This window comes from Halomonas sp. MCCC 1A11062 (assembly GCF_021404355.1).
GTDB classification, from domain to species: Bacteria; Pseudomonadota; Gammaproteobacteria; order Pseudomonadales; family Halomonadaceae; genus Halomonas; species Halomonas aerodenitrificans.
The window spans coordinates 240285-262375 of sequence record NZ_JABFTW010000003.1; the positions used below are offsets into that span (position 1 = coordinate 240285).

Sequence of the window (22091 nt, forward strand, 5' to 3'; positions counted from 1 at the left end):
TTACCATGGTTCCTACATGCACTCACCGAAAGGTTCATCAATGCAGATTGCGCAGAATTCAGTCGTCGCGTTTCACTACACCCTGACCAACGATGCAGGTGAAGTGCTGGACAGCTCGGAAGGTCGTCAGCCGCTGACTTATCTCCACGGCGCCGGCAACATCATTCCCGGCCTGGAGAAGCAGCTGGAAGGGCGTGAAGCTGGCGAAAAACTCAATGTGACCGTCTCCCCCGAGGAGGGTTACGGCGAGGTGCAGCCGCAGCTGGTGCAGGAAGTGCCGCGTGACGCCTTCCAGGGCGTCGAGGCCGTCGAGCCGGGTATGCAGTTCCAGGCCCAGACTCAAGGCGGCCCGCTGATGGTCACCGTCACCAAGGTGGAAGGCGATACCGTCACTGTCGACGGCAATCACCCGCTGGCCGGCCAGAAGCTCAACTTCGACGTCGAGATCGCCAACGTACGTGAAGCCAGCCAGGAAGAGATCGAGCACGGTCATGTGCATGGCGAAGGTGGCGTCGAGCACTGAAGCAGCGCTTCGCGTTCGAACGAACCATCCCCAAGAGGGCAGCCCCGGGCTGCCCTCTTTGTCTTTCTACCCACGCCTGCTCTTGCATTGGCCTGCGCAGCGCGCCCACCGCCACTCTCCAAGTACCACCACTCTGAAAGCACCATCACTCTTCGAGTCGCCGTAAGGTCCGGTAGCCGCCCCACAGCCGCGTGGCGGTGGTGATCAGGCACGCCACGGCAAACAGCGTGGCCAGCAGAGCGAAATGCTGGGGCCATAGACAGAAGAGCACGAAAGCCAGAATGGTTTCCGTTCCCTCGGTCAAGCCATGCAGATAGTAGAACGCCTTGCGCTGAAAGTGCGGCCGCTCGAGCCCGTACCGGGTAGCCATGATGGCAAAGGCCAGAAACGACGTTCCGGTACCGATGAAGGCAAACAGCAGGAAGGCGGCTGCCAGCGCATTGGCCGCTGGATCGGCCAGGGCGAACCCCAGCACCACGGCGGCATAGAAGACGAAGTCGAGGCCGATGTCGAGAAAGCCCCCGGCATCGCTCGTCTTGCCCGTGAGCCGTGCCAGGGCGCCATCCACGCCGTCTCCGATTCGATTGACCAAGATCGCGGCCAGGGCGGCCAGATAGAGCTCCCACGCCAGCATCGGCAGGCTGAGCATGCCGATGCCGAACGACACCAGCGTCACCTGATCGGGGCGGACGCTCATGCGCTGCAGCCCTCTTGCCACGACCTGCAACGGGGCCTGCGCCAACGGCATGGTCCAGCGGTCAAGCACCCTTGCTCCTCCTCTCAGACGACGTTGGCGATGACGACTCGGCCACCGCACTCCGGCCTTCCCCTCGCCGCCAGGCGAAGTAGCGCGCCAGCCAGTGCAGCAGCCGCTCGGGCTTGTGCGCATTCTTCCATATGCCGGCCGTTGCCTTGGCCGCCTCGGACCAGGTGGGATACGGATGAACCGTGCCCAGCAGCTTGTTCAGCCCGATACCGTGGGTCATCGCCAGGGTGAACTCGGCCAGTAGCTCGCCGGCCCCCTGCCCCACCACGCTGGCACCGAGAATGCGATCCCGGCCCGGCACCGTCAGCACCTTGACGAACCCTTCGGTACGCCCCTCGGTAATGGCCCGATCCAGCTCGGCGAGCGAATAGCGCGTGACTTCGAACTCGACGCCCTGGCGGCGCGCCTCGCGCTCGCTGAGGCCGACCCGGGCCACCTCGGGTTCGGTATAGGTTACCGCCGGCAGCGCCCGATAGCTGACCCGAAAGCGCTTGAGCTCACCGAACAGCGCATTCACCGTCGCGTGCCAGGCCTGGTGGGCACTGGCATGGGTCAACTGGAACGGCCCGGCCACGTCACCGCAGGCCCATACGTTGGGTAGCACCGACTGCAGGCTTTCGTCCACCGCCAGGGTGCCATCGGCGCGGGTCTCCACCCCCAGCGCCTCGAGCCCGAGGCCGCTCACGTTGGCCTGGCGCCCCACCGCCACCAGCAGGCGATCGAATGGCAGCCGGTGCACTTCGACCTCACCCGAAGCGAGGCGACGCTCCACCTCCAGTACATGAGCGCTATCGGCTTCCGTACCCGGCACGACGCGCAGCGCCCGGGTGTCGAGCCATGGCTCAACGCCCTCGCTCACGAGACGTTGGCGCAGCAGGTCGGCGGCATCGATATCCTCCCGCGGCAGCAGTTGGGACCCCATCTCGACCAGGCTCACCCGGCTTCCCAGGCGGGCGAAGCTCTGTCCCAGCTCACAGCCGATGGGGCCCCCGCCCAGCACCACCAAACGCTCGGGAAGGGTCTCGAGCTGCCACAGATTGTCCGAGGTCAGCACCTCGATGGCCTCGAGGCCGGGCAGCGGTGGCACCTTCGGACTCGCCCCGCTGGCCACGATCACGTGCCGCGTGGTCAGCACGCGCTCGCCGTCGGCCCCGCTGACCCGTACGCGCCAGGGGTCGTCAAACCGCGCCTCCCCCGCCAGCACCTCGACCCCGAGGCTCTCGTAGCGCTCCCGACTGTCGTGAGGCTCCACGTCGCGTATGGCACGCCGCACGTGGGCCATCACGGCGCCGAAGTCGACCCGGGGTTCGCCGGCCTGGATGCCGTAGCGGCCGGCCTCGCGCACCTCCGCCGCAACCCGCGCCGCACGAATCAGCGCCTTGGACGGCACGCAGCCGGTATTCAGGCAGTCGCCGCCCAGGCGGTCGCGCTCCACCAGCGCCACCCTGGCCTTGACCGCCGCCGCGATATAGCTGGCCACCAGGCCCGCGGAGCCCCCGCCGATCACCACGATGTCGTAGTCGAAGCGAGCCGGACGTGAATGACGCAGCGCCAGCTGCCGGCGCTTGAGCACGGCCACCAGGCCCCGCGCCAGCCAGGGGAACAGGCCGATCAGCACGAACGAGCCGACCAGCCCGGGTGAGAGGATGTCGGAGAGCGACTGCAGATTGCCGAGCTCGCGACCGGCATTCACGAACACGGCGGTACCCGGCAGCATGCCCAGTTGGCTGACCCAGTAGAAGGTCCACAGTCGCATGCGGGTGAGCCCCACCACCAGGTTGATGACGAAGAAGGGAAACAGCGGAATCAGGCGCAGGGTGAAGAGGTAGAAGGCGCCCTCACGCCGAATGCCCGCATTGATGCGCTCGAGCTGCGGAGCAAAGCGCCTCTCCAGCGGCGCCCGGGCCAGGGTACGGGCGATCAGCGCCGCCAGCGTGGCGCCCAGGGTGCTGGCGAAGGAGATGATCAGCAGCCCCCAACCGAACCCGAACAGCGCCCCGCCCAATACCGTCAGCAGCGTTGCCCCGGGCAGCGACAGCGCGGCCATGAGCACGTAGAGTACGAAGAAGCCACCCACGACCAGGACCGGATCATCGGCCAGCCAGGCCTGAAAACGGGCCTGCTCGGCCTGCAGGTTGGCCAGGGTCAGCAGCTCGTTGGCGCCGCTGAGGAAGAAGAGCGCCACGAGGGAGAGAAGTACGAACAAGAGTGCTAGACGGCGACGCGTCACAGGGTGGCTCCCGAGGCAGTGACTTTAAACAAGGTTATCCGGAACCTCAGTCGCTTGACAGCTTCCAACCTTACACAACGATACGAACCACAAGAGGCGAACCGTCATGATCGGGATACGAAGCCTGGCCCTGGCTGGCGTGGTGCTATTGGCGCTGCCCTGGACGAAGGGCATGGCCAGCGGTGAAACCGCCACCGCCGTGTTCGGCGGCGGCTGCTTCTGGTGCGTCGAGGAGGCCTTCGACAAGGTAGAGGGCGTGACCGCCACGACTTCCGGCTTCAGCGGCGGGCACGTCGAGAACCCCAGCTACCAGCAGGTGGTGGCCGGCAACACTGGCCATGCCGAGGTGGTCCTGGTGGAGTACGACCCCGAGGCGGTCGACTACGCCACGCTGCTGCACGTGTTCTGGCGCAACATCGATCCATTTGCCGTCGACCGTCAGTTCTGCGACGTGGGCGAGGCCTATCGCAGCGCGATCTTCTACGCCAACGAGTCGGAGCGCGAGCTGGCCGAGGCCACCCGCGACGAACTCGCCGTGCGCTTCGAGCGTGACATCGCCACCGAGATCTCCCCCTTCGAGGTCTTCTACCCTGCCGAGGAGTATCACCAGGACTACTATCGCAAGAATCCGGTGCGCTACAACTACTACAAGGCGGCCTGCGGGCGCGAACGCCGCCTGGAGCAGGTATGGGGCGACGAGGCCGGCGGCCTAGCGCAGCGCTGACAGGCGCTCGAAGCCTCGCTCGCCGCGCCATAGCCACAGCGCGATGGCGAACGTCAGGCCGAGCAGCAGCCAGGAGCCGATCGCCACGCCGAACCAGCCGCCACGCTGCCAGAACGGCTCCAGCCACAGGCTGCCGAGGCTCGCTCCTAGATAGTAGAACACCAGATAGAGCGCCGAGGCGCTGCCCCTTGCCCGCTCCGCCTGACGACTGACCCAGCTCGACGCCATGGAGTGAGCGAGAAAGAAACCCACCGCGTTGACGGTCAGGCCGGCGATGATCCAGGGCAGCGAATCGGCCAGGGTAATGAGGGTCCCGGCCATCAGGATGAGAATGCCCAGCGCCATGCAGGCCGGCTGGCTGAAGTGGCGTGTCAGGCGGCCGGAGAGCGCCGAGCTGAAGGTTCCGCCCAGGTAGGTCAGGAAGATCATCCCCAGCCAGCGGGCGCTGAGCCCGAACGGCTCATCGGCCAGGCGGAAGGTGATGTAGCTGTACTGGTTGATGAAGATGAGAAAGTTGATGCCACCCAGCAGATAGGCCGCCAGCAGCAGCGGATGACGCAAATGCCCACCCAGATCGGCCAGGGCGCCACGCAGCTCGAAGCGCCGCGGCTTGAACTGGCGCGGCGCCGGCAGCAGCTTCCAGAACAGGGCCACCCCCACCAGGGTCACCAGCCCCACCGCCAGAAAACCGGCACTGGCACCGCCGAACTCGCCGATGCCACCGCCGATCAGCCGCCCACCGATGCCCCCCAGGGTGTTGGCACCGATGTAGAGCCCCACGGCCGCCATCAGCGCCGGCCGATCGAATTCATCGCCCATCCAGGCAATGGCCACCGCCGGCAGCCCACCGAGCACGAAGCCCTGAACCAGGCGCAGCGCCAGCAGGGTTTCGAAGTTGGGCGCGAAGGCCAGGCCCAGCGAACAGAGCCCGGTCAGCAGCAGCGTCACCCGCATGATGCCACCGCGGCCAATGGCATCGGACAGAGGGCCGAACACCAGCAGCGCCCCCGCCAGGGCCAGCGTGGCAACCGACATGATCAGGCTCACGGCCAGGGTCGAGACGCCGTAGGTCTGGCGCAGATCCGGCAGCAACGGCTGCGGCGCATAGAGATTGAAGAACACCAGAATGGAGCCGAGACAGAGCGCCAGTGTGGCACGCCACCAAGCGGGGGAACGCGCGGATATCATGCCGGTTTCCTGAGTGGGAAAGCTTGGCGCTTATGATCCGCCATGGCTTATGATAAGCCAAACAGAATAAAAAGATCGTAGCCATCTATTATTCTTATCACCGTTCTCACGCTCGCTCTTATTAGGAAGTGCCATGGCCCTGCCCTTCGATCTACGCGCCCTGCGGGTCTTCGTCACCGTCGCCGACCGCGCCGGTTTCAGCGCTGCCGCCCGCGAGCTTCACGTGGCACAGTCCGCCATCAGCCAGACGATCGCCAATCTCGAACGCCAGTTGGAGCTGATCCTGTTCCACCGTCACGAGCGTCGTATCGCCCTGACACCGGAAGGAGAGGAGCTGTACGCCCATGCCCGCGAGCTGCTCGAGCGCGCCGAGAGCACCCACTTGGCCATGCGCGAGCTGCACGGTCTGGTCAAGGGCGAGGTACGTATCGGCATCCCTTCGATGCTCGGCTCCTACTACTTCCCGCCGCTGCTGATGGGTTTCAAGGCGCAGCATCCCGGTATTCGGCTCACCGTGGTGGAAGCCGGCGCACGCCGGCTGCAGCGCATGATTGCCGCGGGCGAGCTGGACTTGGGCGTCGTGGTCGACGACGAGCAGAGCCGGCCCATGGAGCGGCGGCATCTGACGCGTGAAGAGATGGTGGTTTGCGTGCCGCGCACCCACACCTTTGCCAGGCGCCGCAGCGTGACGGCGGAAGAGTTCTTTCAGGAGCCGCTGGTGCTGTTCCAGGACGGCTACTTTCATCGCGAGTTCGTCGAGGCCCTGTCGCGCCAGACAGGGCTCACGGCTAACGTGGCCTTCCAGTCGAACCTGATACCTCTGACCAAGGCCATCGTGCGTCAGGGCTTCGGCATCACCACCTTCCTGCGCCGGGTGGTGGATGAGCCCGGACTCGCGGCGGTCTCCTTCGCCAACCCGGCCTGGCTCGACCTGTCACTGGCCTGGGCCCAGGACGCCTATCTGTCGCGGGCGGAGAGCGCCTTCGTACAGTACGTCATCGCTCACCGCGACGCCTTGTAAGAGTGAAGCGCCATCGCGCTGACGCTTCTTGAGGGGTATGCAGAGATGCTTCTCAGCCTTCGCCCGGTTCGGTGACGCGCTGTGCCAGCGTGGTCGGTTCCAGGGTCCGGCGCGCCTGCCAGTAATAGCGCTGCCAGTAGCTGTTGCCGAGCTGCGAGAGCTTCACGCCCCGGGACGTGGAGGCGTGCAGGAAGTAGCCGTCGCCAACGTAGATGCCCACGTGGTCGTAGCGGCCCGGAGGACGGAAGAAGACCAGGTCGCCGACCTGCAGCTCATCGCGGGAGATCTCGGTGCCCTGCCGCACCTGCTCGCCGGTAGAGCGCGGCAGCTGCAGGCGGAAGGTTTCGCTGAAGATCGTCTGCACCAACGCCGAGCAGTCGATCCCGTTGCGACCGGTACCGCCGATCCGGTAAGGGGTCCCGGCCCAGCGCTCGTGCTGCGCCAGCAGCGCTTCGCGGATCAGCTCGGGCGGCGGGTTGTGCAGGCTGCTGACCCGGAGGATGGGATTGTCCACCGGAGACATCATCGGATTGAAGGAGGACGACATGCCGGGCAACTGTCGTGCAAAGTAGTCGTCGGGCGCCTCCAACGACGTTTTCGATGGGCCAGCACATCCGGACAACAACGCCAACAATACACCGAGTAGAGCGATACGACTCGATCCCGTGGCTACCATCTTGCGAGGTCCTCGTTTCCCTGAGCCGCACGCATGCCCGGGTCGAGCAAGAAGCTCTACCTGACTGCCCGAGAGGATCGCTGTGGTAGTGGTGCTTGGCGACGTGTCGCCCGTACCACTGCCAAAGCGGCCTTGCGCTGGCTCGCGATTTGGCCGTTTCCAAGCTCCCTCAGCGGGGAGCCGGTTCAATAAACTTGCTGACTATAAACCACACTTCCTGACCAGAGCGAGCCCTAATGTAGCGTTTTGACATCGCCCGGTAACGTGTCGATATGCATAGGCGCCCAATGGCGCGGTCTCGCCCCGGGAAAGTCCAGGCTCGCCCAGGGACCGGTCAGCGGCGGCGCCCCCGAAAGCCATGCCACCAGGGCCTGGCGGAAGCTGCCCAGAAAGGCATCCCGCTCGGGGGTCTCCCCCATGAAGAACGAGAAACCGGCGTAGAGCCCGCTGGCATAGGCCGTCCAGCTACCGTAGTGTACCGCGGCCAGCCCATGGGCCCGATCCAGCACCTGGCTGAAGGCGTCGTCGTCGAGCCAGCCCAGCTGTCTTCCGGCAATGGCCAGATCCACCGCCTGGGCCACATCCCAGGCGGTCATGTCCAGCTCATTGCAGCCATCGGTATTGTCGCGTACCCGCTGCAGACGCAACAGGTGGTTGCGATCCTCTTCGCTGCAGTCGCCGCTCTCCAGCATGGCGATCTCCGACGCCAACCGCTGGGTATTCAGGGTATAAGGGGCGTAGTTGATCTGATACTCCTGCCGATCGCCCGCCTCGAGCAGGAAATCCAGAAATTCGGCAAGCTCGCGGCGCCCATGCAGGCCGTAATGGCTATCGATCCACTCCCGAATCGACACCGCCTCGCGTTCGCTTTCCACATGCGGTTCACTCCAGGCGGCATTGTTGAGCGGCCCTACCAGTGCCATGGACGTGAAGCGCGACAGCGTGGGGCGAGGCCCCGGCTCCTGCCACTGGGATGAGTGCCAGTCGAGCCAGTGGAAGGGGCTGCCCGGATCCTCCAGGTGCCAGCGGATCTCATGCACCAGCGGCGGATGCTCTCCTTCAGGCAGCAGCGCCTCCCACTGAGCCCAGGCCTCCAGCAAGCGCCGGGCATCGGGATAGAAGCGGCACAGAGTACCGCGCAGCGCCTCGGCCAGCGTCTCCAGCGCCTGGGAATCGAATGCCTCGCTGTCCATGGCCATCTGCAGATAGAAGGCATACTTCTCGGCCATGTGAATGGTCGCCGCATGGCGACTGCCCTGCCTCATCGCTTCGAGCATGGCCCTGTCGGCGGAATTGGGCCGACCGAACGGCGTCTCGGTGTCGGGCAAAATACCGTGGGCGGCATCGGCGGCCAGTTGATTGAGGTGATGTGCCTGTGCCGGCAGCCAGTAACGAGTGAGCGCTTGCACACCCTCGTCGGGGTGCAGGCCGAGGGTCTCTTCGAGATAGCGCAGCGCATCGCCGCGCCGCTCGGCGGCTACCGCCGCGGCGACGCCTTGGCGCATGCCGAACTCGGGCTCGCGTACCGCGGCCAGTGCCAGCACCCAATGCCTGGGTGAGCGCCGCCAGGCCATTATCGCTGCACGCGATGTCTCTCGCTCCGCTTCGCTCATCAACTGTTGCAACGGCATACGCCAGGGGCTGACCGGCGAGTTGAACAGCAACCCCCAATCGCGCTGCATGTCACCCAACCGGTCGCGCCCTTCGAACAGACTGCAGCCGCGCTGGTAGGCCCGCGCCAGCGCCGACCAGTCGCTGTAGCGGCGCAGCACCAGATCGGCGGCATGCGCGGCCAGCTCTTGGGCCTCGGCGACGCTCAGCCAGCCGGCACAGGCGCCGGCCCAGGCCAGATCGACCATGCGCAGCCAGTCCCAGGCGGCCCACTCGAGCGGCTCACCGTGCTCGATGAAACCCAGCAACACCTTGCCATAGTCACGCTCGCCAGGTGCAAGACCGGCAAGCCACTCCTGGCGTTCGGCACTCGAGGCCGTCAGCAGGCGAGCGGCATCGAGATCCCAGCCCTGCCGGTGCCCGTATCCCGCCAGCCACAGCAGGGTCTGGATCGTCCCTTCGCGACCCTCGAGCTGCCAGTAACGCTCCATCCACTCCGCCACGCCGGGCCAGTCGATGGCGGTGGGTGGAGCCTCCAGCACCGGAGAGAAGGCCGCCCGCAGACGCCAGATGCCGGCATGTTCCTCGTCGGCCCAGAGTGAAGGGCGCGGCTCCTTGCGCCGTTTGGCCACCCACGCGGTCAAGGCGTCCCAGGTGATGCCATCGCCGTCGCGCTCGAGTGCCGCCAGCGCTTCACAGGCTTCCCAGAAATCGTCGTCACCGCGCACCCAGCCCTCGGCGCTCTTGGCGTGGCGCAGCGCCTCGAGCCATTCCGCGAGGCTGTCGTAGCGGCTGGCGATCTCCTCGGTCACCCGCATCAACCAGCCGCGCAGGCGTGGCTCGGTCAGCCACTTGGCCGACCCCGCCAGGGCGAGCAGCTCCAGTGCAGCCAGCAGCCGGGCCGGGTCGGCCGTATCGGTGCCGAAGGCTTCGATGAGCCGCCAGCCCAGCTCGCCGCGATCGGCCACGCCCAGCGCCTGCAGCCTGGCGCTGGCCGCTTGGGCATCGATCATGTTGGGTTCGGGCTCGAAGGCCCAGTCGCACAGGACCAACTGCTGAGCCCACCAGGCGAAAAGGGGATCGACCAAGTCTCACCTCGACGTTCAACCAGCATAAGAAGGAGCGGCATCGCCTCTCCCGGGAAACCGGCGCCTAGTGTAGCGGAAAGCGCCGCGCGCGCCGATGACCTTGGCGCGGAAAAAAGCTCATGACGCAAGCTTCCAGGTCTTGGCGATGCGTTTTAAATAATGCACACTCAGCAGATAAGATAATCAACACTGGAGCTCCCATGTCCCTCCCTGCCGACATCTTCAGCGACAAGGCCTTCATCGGCGGCCAGTGGCGCGACGCCGAGCGGCGATTCGACGTGACCAACCCCGCCAACGGCGAAACGCTTGCCAGTGTGCCCGACCTGAGCGCAGACGACGCGCGCGACGCCGTGGCGGCGGCCGAGGCCGCGTGGCCGGCCTGGCGCCGTCAGACCGCCAAGCAGCGCGCCGCCCTGCTGCGAGCCTGGTTCGACGCCATCATGACTCACCAGGAGTCGCTGGCCCGCATGATGACCCTGGAACAGGGCAAACCGCTGGCCGAGTCCCGCGGTGAGGTGGCCTATGGCGCTTCCTTCGTGGAGTTCTACGCCGAACAGGCCAAGCGCATGGCCGGCGAGACCCTGCCGAGCCACGGAGCCGACAAGCGCATCCTGGTGTTTCGCGAGCCAATCGGCGTGGTGGCGGCGATCACACCGTGGAACTTCCCGCTGGCGATGATCACCCGCAAGTGCGCACCGGCCCTGGCCGCTGGCTGCCCGGTGGTGATCAAGCCCGCCGAGGCTACGCCGCTGACCGCCCTGGCCCTGGCCAGGCTGGCCGAGCAGGTCGGTTTCCCCGCCGGCGTGCTCAACGTGGTCACGGCAAGCCGCCCCGCCGAGATCGGCGAAGTGCTGACCACCGACCCGCGGGTACGCAAGGTCTCCTTCACCGGCTCCACCGCCGTCGGCAAGCGACTGCTCGCCCAGTGCGCCGGCACGGTGAAGAAGGCGTCCATGGAGCTGGGCGGCAACGCCCCCTTCATCGTCTTCGACGACGCCGATCTGGACGCCGCGGTCGAGGGTGCGGTGGCGTCCAAGTACCGCAACTCCGGCCAGACCTGCGTGTGCACCAACCGTCTGCTGGTGCAGAGCGGTGTGTACGATGCCTTCGTCGAGAAGCTCGCCGCCCGGGTCGCCCAGCTGCAGGTAGGCAACGGCCTCGACGAGGGCGTGGTGCAGGGCCCGCTGATCAACCAGGCCGCGGTGGACAAGGTGCAGTCCCACATTGCCGACGCCCTGGCCAAGGGCGCCCGGTTGGTCTGCGGCGGCGAGCCTCATGCGCTCGGCGGCACCTTCTTCCAGCCCACCGTGGTCGCCGACGTCACCGATGAGATGCGTGTGGCCCGCGAGGAGACCTTCGGCCCGCTGGCACCGGTGTTCCGCTTCGACAGCGACGAGCAGGCCATCGCCATGGCCAATGCCACCGAGTTCGGCCTGGCAGCCTATTTCTACGCTCGCGATTACCGCCGGATCTGGCATGTGATGGAGGGTCTCGAATATGGCATGGTGGCCGTCAACGAGGGGATTCTCTCCACCGAGCTGGCGCCCTTCGGCGGCGTCAAGGAGTCAGGCCTGGGCCGCGAAGGCTCGCATCACGGCCTGGATGAATTCACTGAACTAAAATACGTCTGTGTCGGCGGCCTTTGATCGCCTGCAACGTCCACGCACGAAGGGAGGCAAGATGAACAACGCACAGCTCAACGAACTCAAGCAGCGCTACGTGGCCAACGGCGCCGCCAGCCCCGCCACCCAGTTCGCCGACCGCGCCGAGAATGCGCTGATCTGGGACGCCGACGGCAACCGCATCATCGACTTCGCCGGCGGCATCGGCGTGCTCAACATCGGCCACCGCCATCCCAAGGTGGTCGAGGCGGTCAAGGCCCAGCTCGATCGCGTCATGCATACCTGCCAGACCGTCATGCCCTATGAGGGCTACGTCAAGGTGGCGGAAAAGCTCAGCCAGGTCACGCCCGTGCGCGGCCATGCCAAGGTGATGCTGGTCAACTCCGGCGCCGAGGCGCTAGAGAACGCAGTGAAGATCGCCCGCGCCGCCACCGGCAAGAACAACGTGATCTGCTTCGACGGCGGCTATCACGGCCGTACCTTCATGACTATGGCCATGAACGGCAAGGTCGCACCCTACGCCGCCGACTTCGGCACCATGCCGGGCAACGTTTTCCGTGCCCCCTTCCCGGTGCCCTATCACGGCGTCAGCGAGGACGAGGCGATCCGCGGCCTGAAGATGGCGATCAAGACCGACGCCAACCCCCGCGATACTGCCGCCATCGTGCTCGAGCCGGTGCTCGGCGAAGGCGGTTTCTACCCGGCCCCGGCCAGCTTCCTCAAGGCGATCCGCGAGATCTGCGATGAGCACGGCATGCTGATGATCATCGACGAGGTGCAGTCGGGCTTCGGCCGTACCGGTAAGCTGTTCGCCATCGAGCACAGCGGCGTCGAGCCGGACATCATCACCATGGCCAAGAGCATGGCCGACGGCATGCCGATTTCCGCCGTGGTGGGTACCGACAAGGTCATGGATGCCTCCGGCTCCAACTCTCTGGGCGGCACATATGCCGGCAACCCGCTCTCCTGCGCAGCCACCCTGGCGGTGCTCGAGGTCTTCGAAGAGGAAAAGATCCTCGAGAAGAGCCAGGCCCTGGGCGACAAGCTGGCCAAGCGCTTCGCCCAGTGGCAGAGCGACTTCGACTGCGTCGACAACGCCCGCAACATGGGTGCCATGGCCGCCCTCGACCTGGTGTCGGACAAGGCCAAGCACACCCCGGACGCCGACCTGGCCGCCGCGCTGTGCAAGAAGGCCCGCGAGAAGGGGCTGATCCTGCTCTCCTGCGGCCTCTACGGCAACACCATCCGCTTCCTGATGCCGGTGACCATCGAGGACGAGATTCTCGAAGAGGGCCTGGGCATCGTCGAAGCCGCGCTCACGGAACTGGTCGGCAGCAAGGCCACCGCCTGATCGTGACCACGTAGCGAAACGCCCGCCGGCTCATGCCGGCGGGCGTTTTCGTTCATGCCGTATCGTCGAGCGCAATAGGCTATCAGGCGGGCATGTCGTTGGCTTTCGGGTCACGAGCCCACACCCGATGCTGCCCCATGGCATCGCGCAGCGCGGTGAAGACGTCATCCAGCGAAGCGCCGGTCAGCACACCCTCCTCGTTGGTGGGTATGTCCGCGGCATCCAGCAGCATCTTGCCCTCACCCACCGCGGCGACTGCCTTGAGGTGTTTGTAGGCTTCCTGCACGTAGTAACGACCGAGCCCCGAGCGGGCCAGCGCATCCACGCTGTCGGTGCCGCCGGGCACGATCACCGCGTCCACCGCCACCGAAGGCATGCCGTTGAGCATGGCGTCGGGGGTCACCTGGCTGCCATCGGCCGCTTTCAACGGGGCCATGCTGGGGGCGATCACCTTGCCCTCGGCGCCTTCGGCCTCGAGCTTCTGCTTGATCGCCTCGACCTGGCCGGCGTCGACCCCATCGGCGGCCAGGATCGCCACCTTACGATACTTGATGTTGCCGGGAAGGCGCGCCATCAGGCTCAGGGCGGACGATTCCAGCTGGGAGCTCGTTCCCAGCTCCTCGGCAGGCGCGGGCTTTTCGCTCGGTGCCTCGATGCCGTGGTTCTCGCCGACCCGGCGCGCCAGCTCGAGATCGATGTTGGGCAGGATCTCCTTGATCACCCGCTCGCGGATCCAGGGCCGTTGCACCTTGGAGAGCTCGAAGGTGTAGGCGGCGATGATGTGCTCCTTTTCGACCTCGGTCTGGCTGTTCCAGAACAGCGTGGCCTGGGAGTAGTGATCGCCGAACGAGGGGCTGCGAGCACGAATCTTGTGTGCGTCGATGCGCTCGTAGTGAGACTCGAAGCCACCGTGCTCCGGCCCTGCCGGGGTCTCGCTGGGCCAGCCGCCGTCGATGGAGTTGGGCTCGTAGGAGGCCTGCCCCTTGTTGATGGTCTGGCGATGCATCGAGTCGCGCTGGTTGTTGTGGAACGGGCACACCGGCTGGTTGATCGGGATCTCGTGGAAATTGGGCCCGCCCAGGCGCAGCATCTGGGTGTCGAGATAGGAGAACAGCCGCCCCTGCAGCAGCGGGTCGTTGCTGAAGTCGATGCCCGGCACGATGTGCGCGGGATTGAAGGCGACCTGCTCGGTCTCGGCGAAAAAGTTGTCCGGATTGCGGTTGAGCACCATCTTGCCGATTGGGATGACCGGCACCTGCTCCTCGGGGATCAGTTTGGTGGGATCGAGTAGATCGAAGTCGAAGTTGTGCTCGTCCTCCTCCTCGACCACTTGGATGCCGAACTCGTACTCGAGGAAGTCGCCGTTCTCGATGTCTTCCCACATCATGCGGCGATTGAAGTCGGGATCACGTCCCCAGAGCTTCTGCGCTTCGTCCCAGATCAGCGAGCAGGTGCCGGCCAGCGGTTTCCAGTGGAACTTGACGAAGCGCGCCTTGCCCTGCTTGTCGATCAGGCGGAAGGTGTGCACGCCGAAGCCTTCCATGTTGCGGTAATGCCGCGGGAAGGCGCGGTCGGACATGGTCCACAGCACCATGTGGGTCGACTCGGGCATCAGCGAGACGAAGTCCCAGAAGGTGTCGTGTGCCGACTGTCCTTGAGGGATCTCGTTGTGCGGCTCAGGCTTCACCGCGTGCACGAAGTCGGGAAACTTGATCGCATCCTGAATGAAGAACACCGGCATGTTGTTGGCCACCAGATCCCAGTTGCCCTCGTCGGTGTAGAACTTGGTGGCAAAACCGCGTACGTCGCGCACCGTGTCGTTGGAGCCGCGCGCCCCCTGTACGGTGGAGAAGCGCACGAATACCGGCGTCTTATTGCCGGGGTCCTGGAACAGCCCTGCCTTGGAGTACTGAGCGGCACTGTCGTAGGGCTGGAAGTAGCCATGCGCCGCGGCGCCACGGGCATGCACGATACGTTCGGGAATACGCTCATTGTCGAAGTGATTGAGCTTCTCGCGGAAGATGAAGTCCTCGAGCAGCGTCGGCCCGCGCTCGCCCGCCTTCAACGAGTTGTGATTGTCGGCGATGCGCGTGCCATGGTTGGTGCGCAGGTCGTGCCCGGTGGCATCGCTGCGGTACTTCTCCAGATTCTCGGACTTGCTGTGCTCGTCGGTCTTGAAGTCGGTGTCGTTGGGTTGGCCGCTGTTGGACGTGGTGTGGGGGTTGTTCGCCATGCTCGAACTCCTGTAGTGACAGTGGGATCCATCCTCCCTGGCGCACACTGCGCTCCGCCTTGCCCCGGCAGTTATGATTCTAAAGCTCCGACTGACAAGGTAGTTCCACCCCTGCTGACCGCCAATCGCCATAGACTATGGCAACAAAAGAAAACATTAATCGCTTCAAGCCGTCACCCACTCCGGCCGATACTGGGTAACTGAACGAGGCGGCGCAGTACCGCAAACGATGGCAGGAATGAGGATTGAATCGATGAAAAGGATGACGGCCACCGGCGTGATAGCCACTCTGTGCCTGCTCGGTACGACTCACGCCCAGGCCCAGGAGAACAACCGGATAACGCTGGGGGCGGTTGCCGGCAGCACCGGTGTGGGCGCCGACGTGGCGTGGCGATTCAGCGACCGTCTGGGGATCTCTGCGCGCTACACCGGCGGCCTGGACTGGAGCACCGACTACAGCACCAGTGACGTCGACTACGACGGCGACGTCAATCTGGCGGCCGGCAAGCTGACGCTGGACTACTACCCCTTTGCTGGAGGATTCTTCCTCAGCGCCGGCCTCATGCTGCCGGATATCGAGGCCGACGTGGTGGGCCGGCCGCGCGGCGCAAGCTACCAGTTCAATGGCCAGGAGTATCCGGCCGATGCCCTCGGCACCCTGCACGGCACGGTGACCCTCGCTGACGGCGTGCAACCCTATGCCGGAGTGGGCTGGCGCCAGTCGCATCGCAGCGGCTTTGGTGTGTTCGCCGAAGTCGGCGTGATTCCCACCGATCCGGACGTATCGCTGAGAACATCGAGTGGTGTCGAAAACCTGGACAATCCATTCTCGGCGCAGCTGCGCCAGGCGATTCGTCAGGAAGAGCAGCGTCTCGAGAACGATGCCGAGAAATGGCCGGTCTATCCGGTGGCGGTGGTGGGCGTGAGCTACACCTTCTAGCAGAGCGCCCGGCTCCAGACGACTCGGCCCGGGCAGTTGCCCGGGCCGAGTCGTGTCACTGCATCGAGATTAGGACTGCCGTACCTTAGAGATGATCCACAGCAGCACTACGGCCCCCACCGTCGCCGTGACCAACGAGCCGATGAAGCCGCCGGCCTGAAGCCCCAGCAGACGAAACAGGAAGCCACCGATCACGGCTCCCACGATCCCCACGCCGATGTTGGGCAGGATGCCGAATCCGCCACCGCGCATGATGTTACCGGCGATCCAACCCGCCAGCCCGCCGATGACCAGCCAGGCAATAAGTCCCATGTCGTCTCTCCTCTCCTTTTGGTCGGTCCTGTCCCCAGAGGGGCTAATAATGGTGCCTGAGCGCAGCTTCCCTGCAAAGCGTAGCTTAGAATGACGAGCCGGGCTGCTCGAGAAACGCCAGCTCATCGGCGCTCGACTCACGGCCGAGGATGGCGTTGCGGTGCGGGTAGCGGCCGAAGCGCAGCAGGATATCCCGGTGCAGATGTTCGAAACGCAGGTTGTCTTCCAGCCCCGGCTGGTCGAACAGGCGCACTGCCTCGTCGTGCACCTTGAGCGACTCGCTGTGCATGTAGGGCATGTAGAGAAAGCTGCGCCACGTCACGTCGAGCCCACCGTCCAGCCCGTGGGCCACGGCCTCCTGGGCCAGCACCAGCGCCATGGCATCCTGGGCGAAAGCTCGAGGATCGTCGCGATAGAGGTTACGTGAGAACTGATCGAGTACCAGGATCTCGGCCAGCCGTCCTTGCGGCGTATCGCGCCAGTGCCACAGCTCACCGGCCGCGGCGGCGCCGTGCAGCGCGCTGAAGCGCTCACGTATCGTACCGTCGAGCGCTTCGTCCTTACGAAACCAATGGGCAGGTTCGAGCTCCTCGAACCAGAAGGCAATTACCGCGTCGCGGCCGGGCAGGCTCTCGCTCATGTCGTGTCCTCAGGTTTCATACTCTTGATATCATGAGCCTCGGTCGCGTTTATTTCACCCTCCGTTCGCTTCGGGAGATACCATGACGCCCATGCTCGGCATGTTCACCTTCGTCTTCAACCTCATCGGCCTGGTGATCTGTATCGCCGGGCTGACCCTGGCCCAGCGCCGGGGGAAGTATCGGCAGACGCGCTGGCCCGGTTACACCCTGGCTGGGCTCGGCTTCGTGGTCGCCACTACGCCGATCTGGATCCAGGGGCTACTGGTCCAGTGAAGCGACTCACCGATGTCCCAATCGGTGGGATATCGGTCGTTGCAGACATCCAGCCATCAGCGGAAACTGGCAACACGTCTCGTCATGAGAGTTTGCCATGCCGCGTACCGTCGTCATCCTCGCCTACCCCGATTGCCAGTTGCTCGATGTCAGCGGCCCCTGGCAGGTCTTCGCCTCGGCCAACGATCTGAGCGGCCGTGAGCTCTATCGTTTGCATCTTGCCGCCGATGCGCCGGGCAGCGTGGCGACCAATGGCGGCCTGCCGCTGCTGGCCGACACGGCCTGGAGCGATCTTGCCTCGCTCGGCCCGCTGGATACGCTGCTCGTGGCCGGCGGTCGCGGTATCGTCAGCCAGCGTCAGCGCCCGGTGCTGCTCGCCACACTGCGCGATCAGGCACGCCAGGTTCGCCGGCTGGGCTCGATCTGTACCGGCGCCTTTCTGCTGGCCGACGCCGGCCTGCTGGACGGCCACCAGGCCACCACTCACTGGCGGCACTGCGCCCAGTTGGCCCACGAGCATCCCACGGTTCAAGTGGTACCCGATGCCCTCTACGTCGAGTCGGCCGGGCGCTTCACCAGCGCCGGGGTCACCGCCGGCATCGACCTGGCCCTGTCGCTGCTCGAAGCGGACCACGGCAGTGCCCTGGCCGGCCAGGTCGCCCGCGAGCTGGTACTGTTTTTGCGCCGCCCCGGCGGGCAGTCGCAGTTCAGTGAAGTGTTGCGCAGCCAGAACCGCGCCCAGGGGGCGCTGCGAAAGCTGCTCGACCGCCTCCACGCCGACCCCGGCGCGCCCCACTGCCTGGATGGGCTGGCCGAGTCGATCGGGGTCACGCCGCGCCACCTGTCGCGCCTGTTCCGTCAGCAGCTCGCCACCACGCCCGGTGCCTACCTGACCCGTTTGCGCCTGGAGCAGGCCCGCCTGGCGCTGGTGGCCAGCGAGCGGTCGCCGCCGCTGGAACCACTGGCACGGCAGTGGCGACTGGGCGGCGCGGAGCAGCTGAGACGCCTGTTCCAGCGCCACTACGGCATTTCGCCCAGCCTCTACTACCAGCGCTTCGGCCCCAAGGGGCCAGTCGTTACATCTACAGTCGCTACATCGACAGCCACCACACCCCGACTCTCGAACGATGGATGAGCGCCCCCAGGAGGCCACCATGCCCTTCAACGTCATGCTGCTGTCGCTGTGCCAGGCCCTGCTGGTAAGCGGTAACATTCTGCTGATCGCGGTTTCGCCGCTGATCGGCGCCCGCCTCGCCCCCGACCCGGCCTGGTCCACGGCGCCGGTCGCCACCCAGTGGCTGGGGCTGATGTGCGCCACCATTCCCGCCTCGCTGATCATGGCGCATCTGGGGCGCAAGCGCGGCTTCCTGCTCGGCAACCTGGTGGGGCTGGCCGGTGTGGTCGTGGCCGCCCAGGCCCTGGTGACCGAGGCCTTTACGCTGTTCATGCTGGGCACCTGGCTGATCGGCATCGGCATCGGCTTCGGCCAGCTGTATCGCTTCGCCGCGGTGGAAGCGGCACCGCTGGCCCTGCGCGACCGAGCCATCGGCCTGGTCATGGGCGGCGGCGTGCTGGCCGCCTTCTTCGGCCCGTGGCTGGCCCGCATCAGTCGCGAGGCGGCCGTCACGCCTTTCCTCGGCAGCTTCATCGGCCTGGGCGCGCTCTACCTGGTGGCCCTGCTGGTACTGCTGGCGACCCGGCTGCCGCCGGCCGAGAAGACCCACGGCGACGGCCAGCCGCGACCGCTCGGCGAGATCCTGCGCCAGCCGGTGTTCGTGGTGGCGGTGCTCTCGGCGCTGATCGGCTACGGCGTGATGAACCTGGCGATGACCGCCACGCCGCTGGCCATGGCCGGCGCCGGCCACCACTTCGACCATGTCGCCACCACGATCCAGTGGCACGTGGTAGCGATGTTCCTGCCCTCGTTCTTCACCGGGCACCTGACCGCTCGCTTCGGCGCACCGCGCATGATCGCCGCCGGCTGCGTGCTGCTGGCGGCAAGCGGCCTGGCCGCCCAGGTCGAGGCCGGCGTGGCGGGCTTCCATTTCGCTTTGATCCTGCTCGGGCTGGGCTGGAACTTCACCTTCCTGCCCGCCACCGGACTGCTCACCGAGACGTACCGGCCGGTGGAGAAGGCCCGCACCCAGGCTGCCAATGAGTTCCTGGTCTTCTCCACCGTGGCCGTCACCGCGCTGCTGGCCGGGCCGCTGGTCAACCAGCTCGGCTGGGCACTGCTCAACGCCCTGCTGGTGCCACTGTCGCTGGTTCCCATCATGCTGCTCGGCTGGCAACGCCTTGCCAGACGCCGCCAAGACCCTCACATTAGCGGCTGACACCGCTGTGAAGGGATTCCTCGCCAATGCGCCAGTCGCTCACCCGGGAGCTGACCAATCTGATCGAGCGCGGCCGCGACCGTCAGCTGCGGCTGGCGGTCACCGGCCTGTCGCGCTCGGGCAAGACCGCCTTTCTCACCTCGCTGGTCAACCAACTGCGTCATGCCGGCCTCGAGGCGCGGCTCGACCTGATGCCGGCCGCCCGCGAAGGGCGGCTGCTGGGGGCGCGCCGGGTCAGCCAACCCGACCTCGGCGTGCCGCGCTTTCCCTACGACCAGGCCATGGCGGCGCTGGATGCCGAGCCGCCACGCTGGCCCGAGCCCACCCGCGGCATCAGCGAGCTGCGCCTGTCAATCCGCTATCGACCGGCACGCCGGGGCCTGCTGCGCGCCGAGACCGCCGAGCTCAATCTCGATCTGTTCGACTATCCCGGTGAGTGGCTGCTCGACCTGCCGCTGCTGGGCCACGACTATCTGAGCTGGAGCCGCGCCATGCTGGCCGGCGCCGGCGAGCAGCGCCGCGCCCTGCTGGCCGAGTGGGAGCGTGTCGCCGCCGGGCTCGACCCCACCGCCGAGGCCAACGAGGCCGAACTGGCCGAAGTCGCCACGCTCTACGCCCAGAGCCTGCAGGCCGCCCGCGAGGCGGGCTTCGCCAACCTGCAGCCAGGCCGTTTTCTGCTGCCCGGCGACCTGGAAGGCGCCCCGGTGCTGCAGTTCTTCCCGCTGCCGGCGCTGGCGGATGCCGACGATTCAATGCTGGCCAAACTGCCGCCAGAAAGCGTCTACGCCACCCTCGCCGCGCGTTTTCACCACTATCAGCAGCATATCGTGAGGCCCTTCTACCGCGACCATTTCCGTCGCTTCGACCGTCAGATCGTGCTGGTCGACGTGCTCGGTGCGCTGAATGCCGGCCCGGAGCGCTTCGAGGATCTTTCCCAGGCGCTGGCTACGCTGATGCAGAGCTTCGATTACGGCAAGCGCAGCCTGCTCTCGCGGCTGTTCTCGCCGCGTATCGACAAGCTGGCCATCGCCGCTACCAAGGCCGACCACGTCACCCCGGAGCAGCACGCCAACCTGACCGCACTGCTCGAGGCCCTGCTGGCCGAGCCGCTGCAGGACCTGCGCTACGCCAACGTGCCGGTCAAGGCGCTGTCGCTGGCGGCGATACGCGCCACCGAGGCGCATGAGGTGAGTCACAAGAACGAACGCAGCCCGGCGCTGCGCGGCACTACCCTGACAGGCGAAGAGGTGCTGGTGTTTCCCGGCGAGGTGCCGGCGAAGCTGCCCGAGGCTGGATTCTGGGCCCGCCAAGGGTTCGACTTCCGCGCCTTTCGCCCCGCCCCGCGGGAGGGCGGCGCCCTGCCCCACATCCGGCTCGATGCCGCCCTGGACTGGTTGATCGGAGACAAGCTGCAATGAGCGATCGTCGTCACGAGCCTACGGAGAACGACCCGCGTCCGGCTCGCCGTTTCACCCTTGACGAGCCGGCGGCGCCTAGCCCGGAGACGCCACGGGCGCGGCTCGACTTCGACAGCCAGCTGCCGACGCAGCCACTAGAGGAAGCTCCGGTGAGCCGCGCCGAGCGCGATCTGGAGGCCAGTCTCGGCCGCCCGCGCAAGCGCCGCTGGGGCCTGCTGACGCTGCTTGGCGGCGGCATCGTACTGGGCAGCGTCGAACTGGCCCTGCGCCTGCCGCAGGCCCTGCTCGGCGGCGACTGGCTCAGCGGGGGCTGGCATCTGCTGGGGCTCGGCGCCATCGCCCTGGGTGCCGGGGCGCTGCTGCGTGAAGCGTGGCGGCTGCGTCGGCTGAAACGCCACGATGCCCTGCGCAGCCGCCTGGCCCGGCTGCCCGAGGCCGACGCGGCGGAAGCGCTGAGCCTGGCCAAGGTGCTCAAGCAGCAGCTCGGGCTCGACGACGATCATCCCCACTGGCAGGCCTTTCTTGCCGCTCGGGAAGCGCATCATACCGGCGACGATGTTCGCCAATTGTTGTCGCACCATTTGCTTGCGCCCCGCGACCGCCAGGCCCGGCGCCTGATCTCGCGCATGTCCGGCGAAACGGCGGTGATGGTGGCGGTCAGCCCGCTGACACTGGTCGACATGTTCCTGGTGGCGTGGCGCAACCTGGCGATGATCGACCGGATCTGCCGTCTCTACGGGTTGGAGCTGGGCTATGCCAGCCGTCTGCGCCTGCTGCGCAACGTGCTCTACAACATGGCCTTTGCCGGGGCCACCGAGATGGCCAGCGATGCGGGGGTGGAGCTGCTCTCGCTCAATCTGGCCGGGCGCCTCTCGGCGCGGGCCGGCCAGGGCATGGGGGTGGGGTTGCTCACTGCCCGCCTCGGCCTGCGCACCCAGCGCCTGACACGCCCGCTGGTATTCGGCGAGGGTGAGGCACCACGCATGGCCGATCTGCGCAGCGAACTCTGGCAGCAGTTGAGGCGGCTGGAAAAGCAGGAATGATGTTGGGATCCGACGCTCCCTTGACCCGGATCATGACACTCTCTGCCCAAGGGTCTAGGCTCTTGAATATGGACAGCTCAACAACCTAAGGAAACCGC

The 22091-nt window shown here is 66.2% G+C and carries 19 protein-coding genes; 11 read left to right on the forward strand and 8 right to left on the reverse strand.

The features are described from left to right. Positions 1-40 precede the first annotated feature (40 nt). Positions 41-523 carry a peptidylprolyl isomerase gene (locus HOP58_RS05225; RefSeq protein ID WP_010627796.1) on the forward strand — a complete coding sequence of 161 codons (483 nt, stop codon included), beginning with the start codon at positions 41-43 and terminating at the stop codon, positions 521-523. A gap of 145 nt (positions 524-668) precedes the next feature. On the opposite strand, the gene HOP58_RS05230 is transcribed toward HOP58_RS05225, so the two are convergent. Both HOP58_RS05230 and HOP58_RS05235 read right to left on the reverse strand, forming a co-directional pair. Beyond that, complete coding sequence (locus HOP58_RS05230; RefSeq protein ID WP_234259743.1) at positions 669-1289, reverse strand: CDP-alcohol phosphatidyltransferase family protein; 621 nt, start codon at positions 1287-1289, stop codon at positions 669-671. Further along, positions 1282-3519 (reverse strand): bifunctional TVP38/TMEM64 family protein/FAD-dependent oxidoreductase, encoded by a 2238-nt coding sequence (locus HOP58_RS05235; protein ID WP_234259744.1) that lies wholly within the window; start codon positions 3517-3519, stop codon positions 1282-1284. Before HOP58_RS05235 ends, HOP58_RS05230 begins: the two co-directional genes overlap by 8 nt. A 106-nt stretch (positions 3520-3625) precedes the next feature. On the opposite strand from HOP58_RS05235, the gene msrA reads away from it, so the two are divergent. Continuing rightward, a complete protein-coding gene (gene msrA / locus HOP58_RS05240; protein WP_234254234.1) occupies positions 3626-4243 on the forward strand; it encodes a peptide-methionine (S)-S-oxide reductase MsrA in 618 nt (205 codons plus the stop codon). Here the strand turns inward: msrA and HOP58_RS05245 are convergent. After that, complete coding sequence (locus HOP58_RS05245) at positions 4229-5431, reverse strand: MFS transporter (RefSeq protein WP_234259745.1); 1203 nt, start codon at positions 5429-5431, stop codon at positions 4229-4231. The two genes, msrA and HOP58_RS05245, sit on opposite strands and share 15 nt — an antisense overlap. Positions 5432-5564: 133 nt before the next feature. Here HOP58_RS05245 and HOP58_RS05250 point away from each other — a divergent pair, with 133 nt between their 5' ends. Further along, positions 5565-6452, forward strand: a complete 888-nt coding sequence (locus HOP58_RS05250; RefSeq protein ID WP_234259746.1) for a LysR family transcriptional regulator — start codon at positions 5565-5567, stop codon at positions 6450-6452. A gap of 52 nt (positions 6453-6504) precedes the next feature. Here the strand turns inward: HOP58_RS05250 and HOP58_RS05255 are convergent, their stop codons facing one another. Both HOP58_RS05255 and HOP58_RS05260 read right to left on the reverse strand, forming a co-directional pair. Beyond that, on the reverse strand, positions 6505-6999 hold the full coding sequence (locus HOP58_RS05255) for an NlpC/P60 family protein (protein ID WP_338073335.1): 495 nt from the start codon (positions 6997-6999) through the stop codon (positions 6505-6507). Between the two features lie 362 nt (positions 7000-7361). Continuing rightward, complete coding sequence (locus tag HOP58_RS05260) at positions 7362-9827, reverse strand: DUF1266 domain-containing protein (protein ID WP_234254236.1); 2466 nt, start codon at positions 9825-9827, stop codon at positions 7362-7364. 200 nt (positions 9828-10027) lie between these two features. On the opposite strand from HOP58_RS05260, the gene HOP58_RS05265 reads away from it, so the two are divergent. Next, positions 10028-11473 (forward strand): NAD-dependent succinate-semialdehyde dehydrogenase, encoded by a 1446-nt coding sequence (locus HOP58_RS05265; RefSeq protein WP_234259747.1) that lies wholly within the window; start codon positions 10028-10030, stop codon positions 11471-11473. Positions 11474-11507: 34 nt separating this feature from the next. After that, positions 11508-12800: a 4-aminobutyrate--2-oxoglutarate transaminase gene (gene gabT / locus HOP58_RS05270; protein WP_010627786.1), complete on the forward strand. Its 1293-nt coding sequence runs from the start codon at positions 11508-11510 to the stop codon at positions 12798-12800. Positions 12801-12882: 82 nt separating this feature from the next. Here the strand turns inward: gabT and katE are convergent, their stop codons facing one another. After that, complete coding sequence (gene katE / locus HOP58_RS05275; RefSeq protein ID WP_234259748.1) at positions 12883-15033, reverse strand: catalase HPII; 2151 nt, start codon at positions 15031-15033, stop codon at positions 12883-12885. 253 nt (positions 15034-15286) lie between these two features. Here katE and HOP58_RS05280 point away from each other — a divergent pair, with 253 nt between their 5' ends. Continuing rightward, a complete protein-coding gene (locus tag HOP58_RS05280) occupies positions 15287-15973 on the forward strand; it encodes a hypothetical protein (RefSeq protein WP_234259749.1) in 687 nt (228 codons plus the stop codon). A gap of 69 nt (positions 15974-16042) precedes the next feature. On the opposite strand, the gene HOP58_RS05285 is transcribed toward HOP58_RS05280, so the two are convergent. Beyond that, complete coding sequence (locus HOP58_RS05285) at positions 16043-16285, reverse strand: GlsB/YeaQ/YmgE family stress response membrane protein (protein ID WP_234259750.1); 243 nt, start codon at positions 16283-16285, stop codon at positions 16043-16045. An 85-nt stretch (positions 16286-16370) separates the two neighbouring features. After that, positions 16371-16925 carry a DUF924 family protein gene (locus HOP58_RS05290; RefSeq protein WP_010627782.1) on the reverse strand — a complete coding sequence of 185 codons (555 nt, stop codon included), beginning with the start codon at positions 16923-16925 and terminating at the stop codon, positions 16371-16373. An 82-nt stretch (positions 16926-17007) separates the two neighbouring features. Here HOP58_RS05290 and HOP58_RS05295 point away from each other — a divergent pair, with 82 nt between their 5' ends. The 5 genes from HOP58_RS05295 (at position 17008) to HOP58_RS05315 (ending at position 21993) form a co-directional block, all read left to right on the forward strand. Beyond that, the gene (locus HOP58_RS05295; protein WP_010627781.1) at positions 17008-17199 is read left to right on the forward strand and encodes a hypothetical protein; all 192 of its coding nucleotides are present in this window, start codon (positions 17008-17010) and stop codon (positions 17197-17199) included. Positions 17200-17296: 97 nt separating this feature from the next. Further along, on the forward strand, positions 17297-18334 hold the full coding sequence (locus HOP58_RS05300) for a GlxA family transcriptional regulator (RefSeq protein WP_234259751.1): 1038 nt from the start codon (positions 17297-17299) through the stop codon (positions 18332-18334). A 19-nt stretch (positions 18335-18353) separates the two neighbouring features. Next, positions 18354-19532: an MFS transporter gene (locus HOP58_RS05305; protein ID WP_010627779.1), complete on the forward strand. Its 1179-nt coding sequence runs from the start codon at positions 18354-18356 to the stop codon at positions 19530-19532. A 26-nt stretch (positions 19533-19558) separates the two neighbouring features. Then, positions 19559-20950: a YcjX family protein gene (locus tag HOP58_RS05310; protein WP_234259752.1), complete on the forward strand. Its 1392-nt coding sequence runs from the start codon at positions 19559-19561 to the stop codon at positions 20948-20950. Continuing rightward, the gene (locus HOP58_RS05315) at positions 20947-21993 is read left to right on the forward strand and encodes a TIGR01620 family protein (protein ID WP_234259753.1); all 1047 of its coding nucleotides are present in this window, start codon (positions 20947-20949) and stop codon (positions 21991-21993) included. The genes HOP58_RS05310 and HOP58_RS05315 overlap by 4 nt, the downstream gene beginning before the upstream one ends. The last annotated feature ends 98 nt before the right edge of the window (positions 21994-22091 follow it).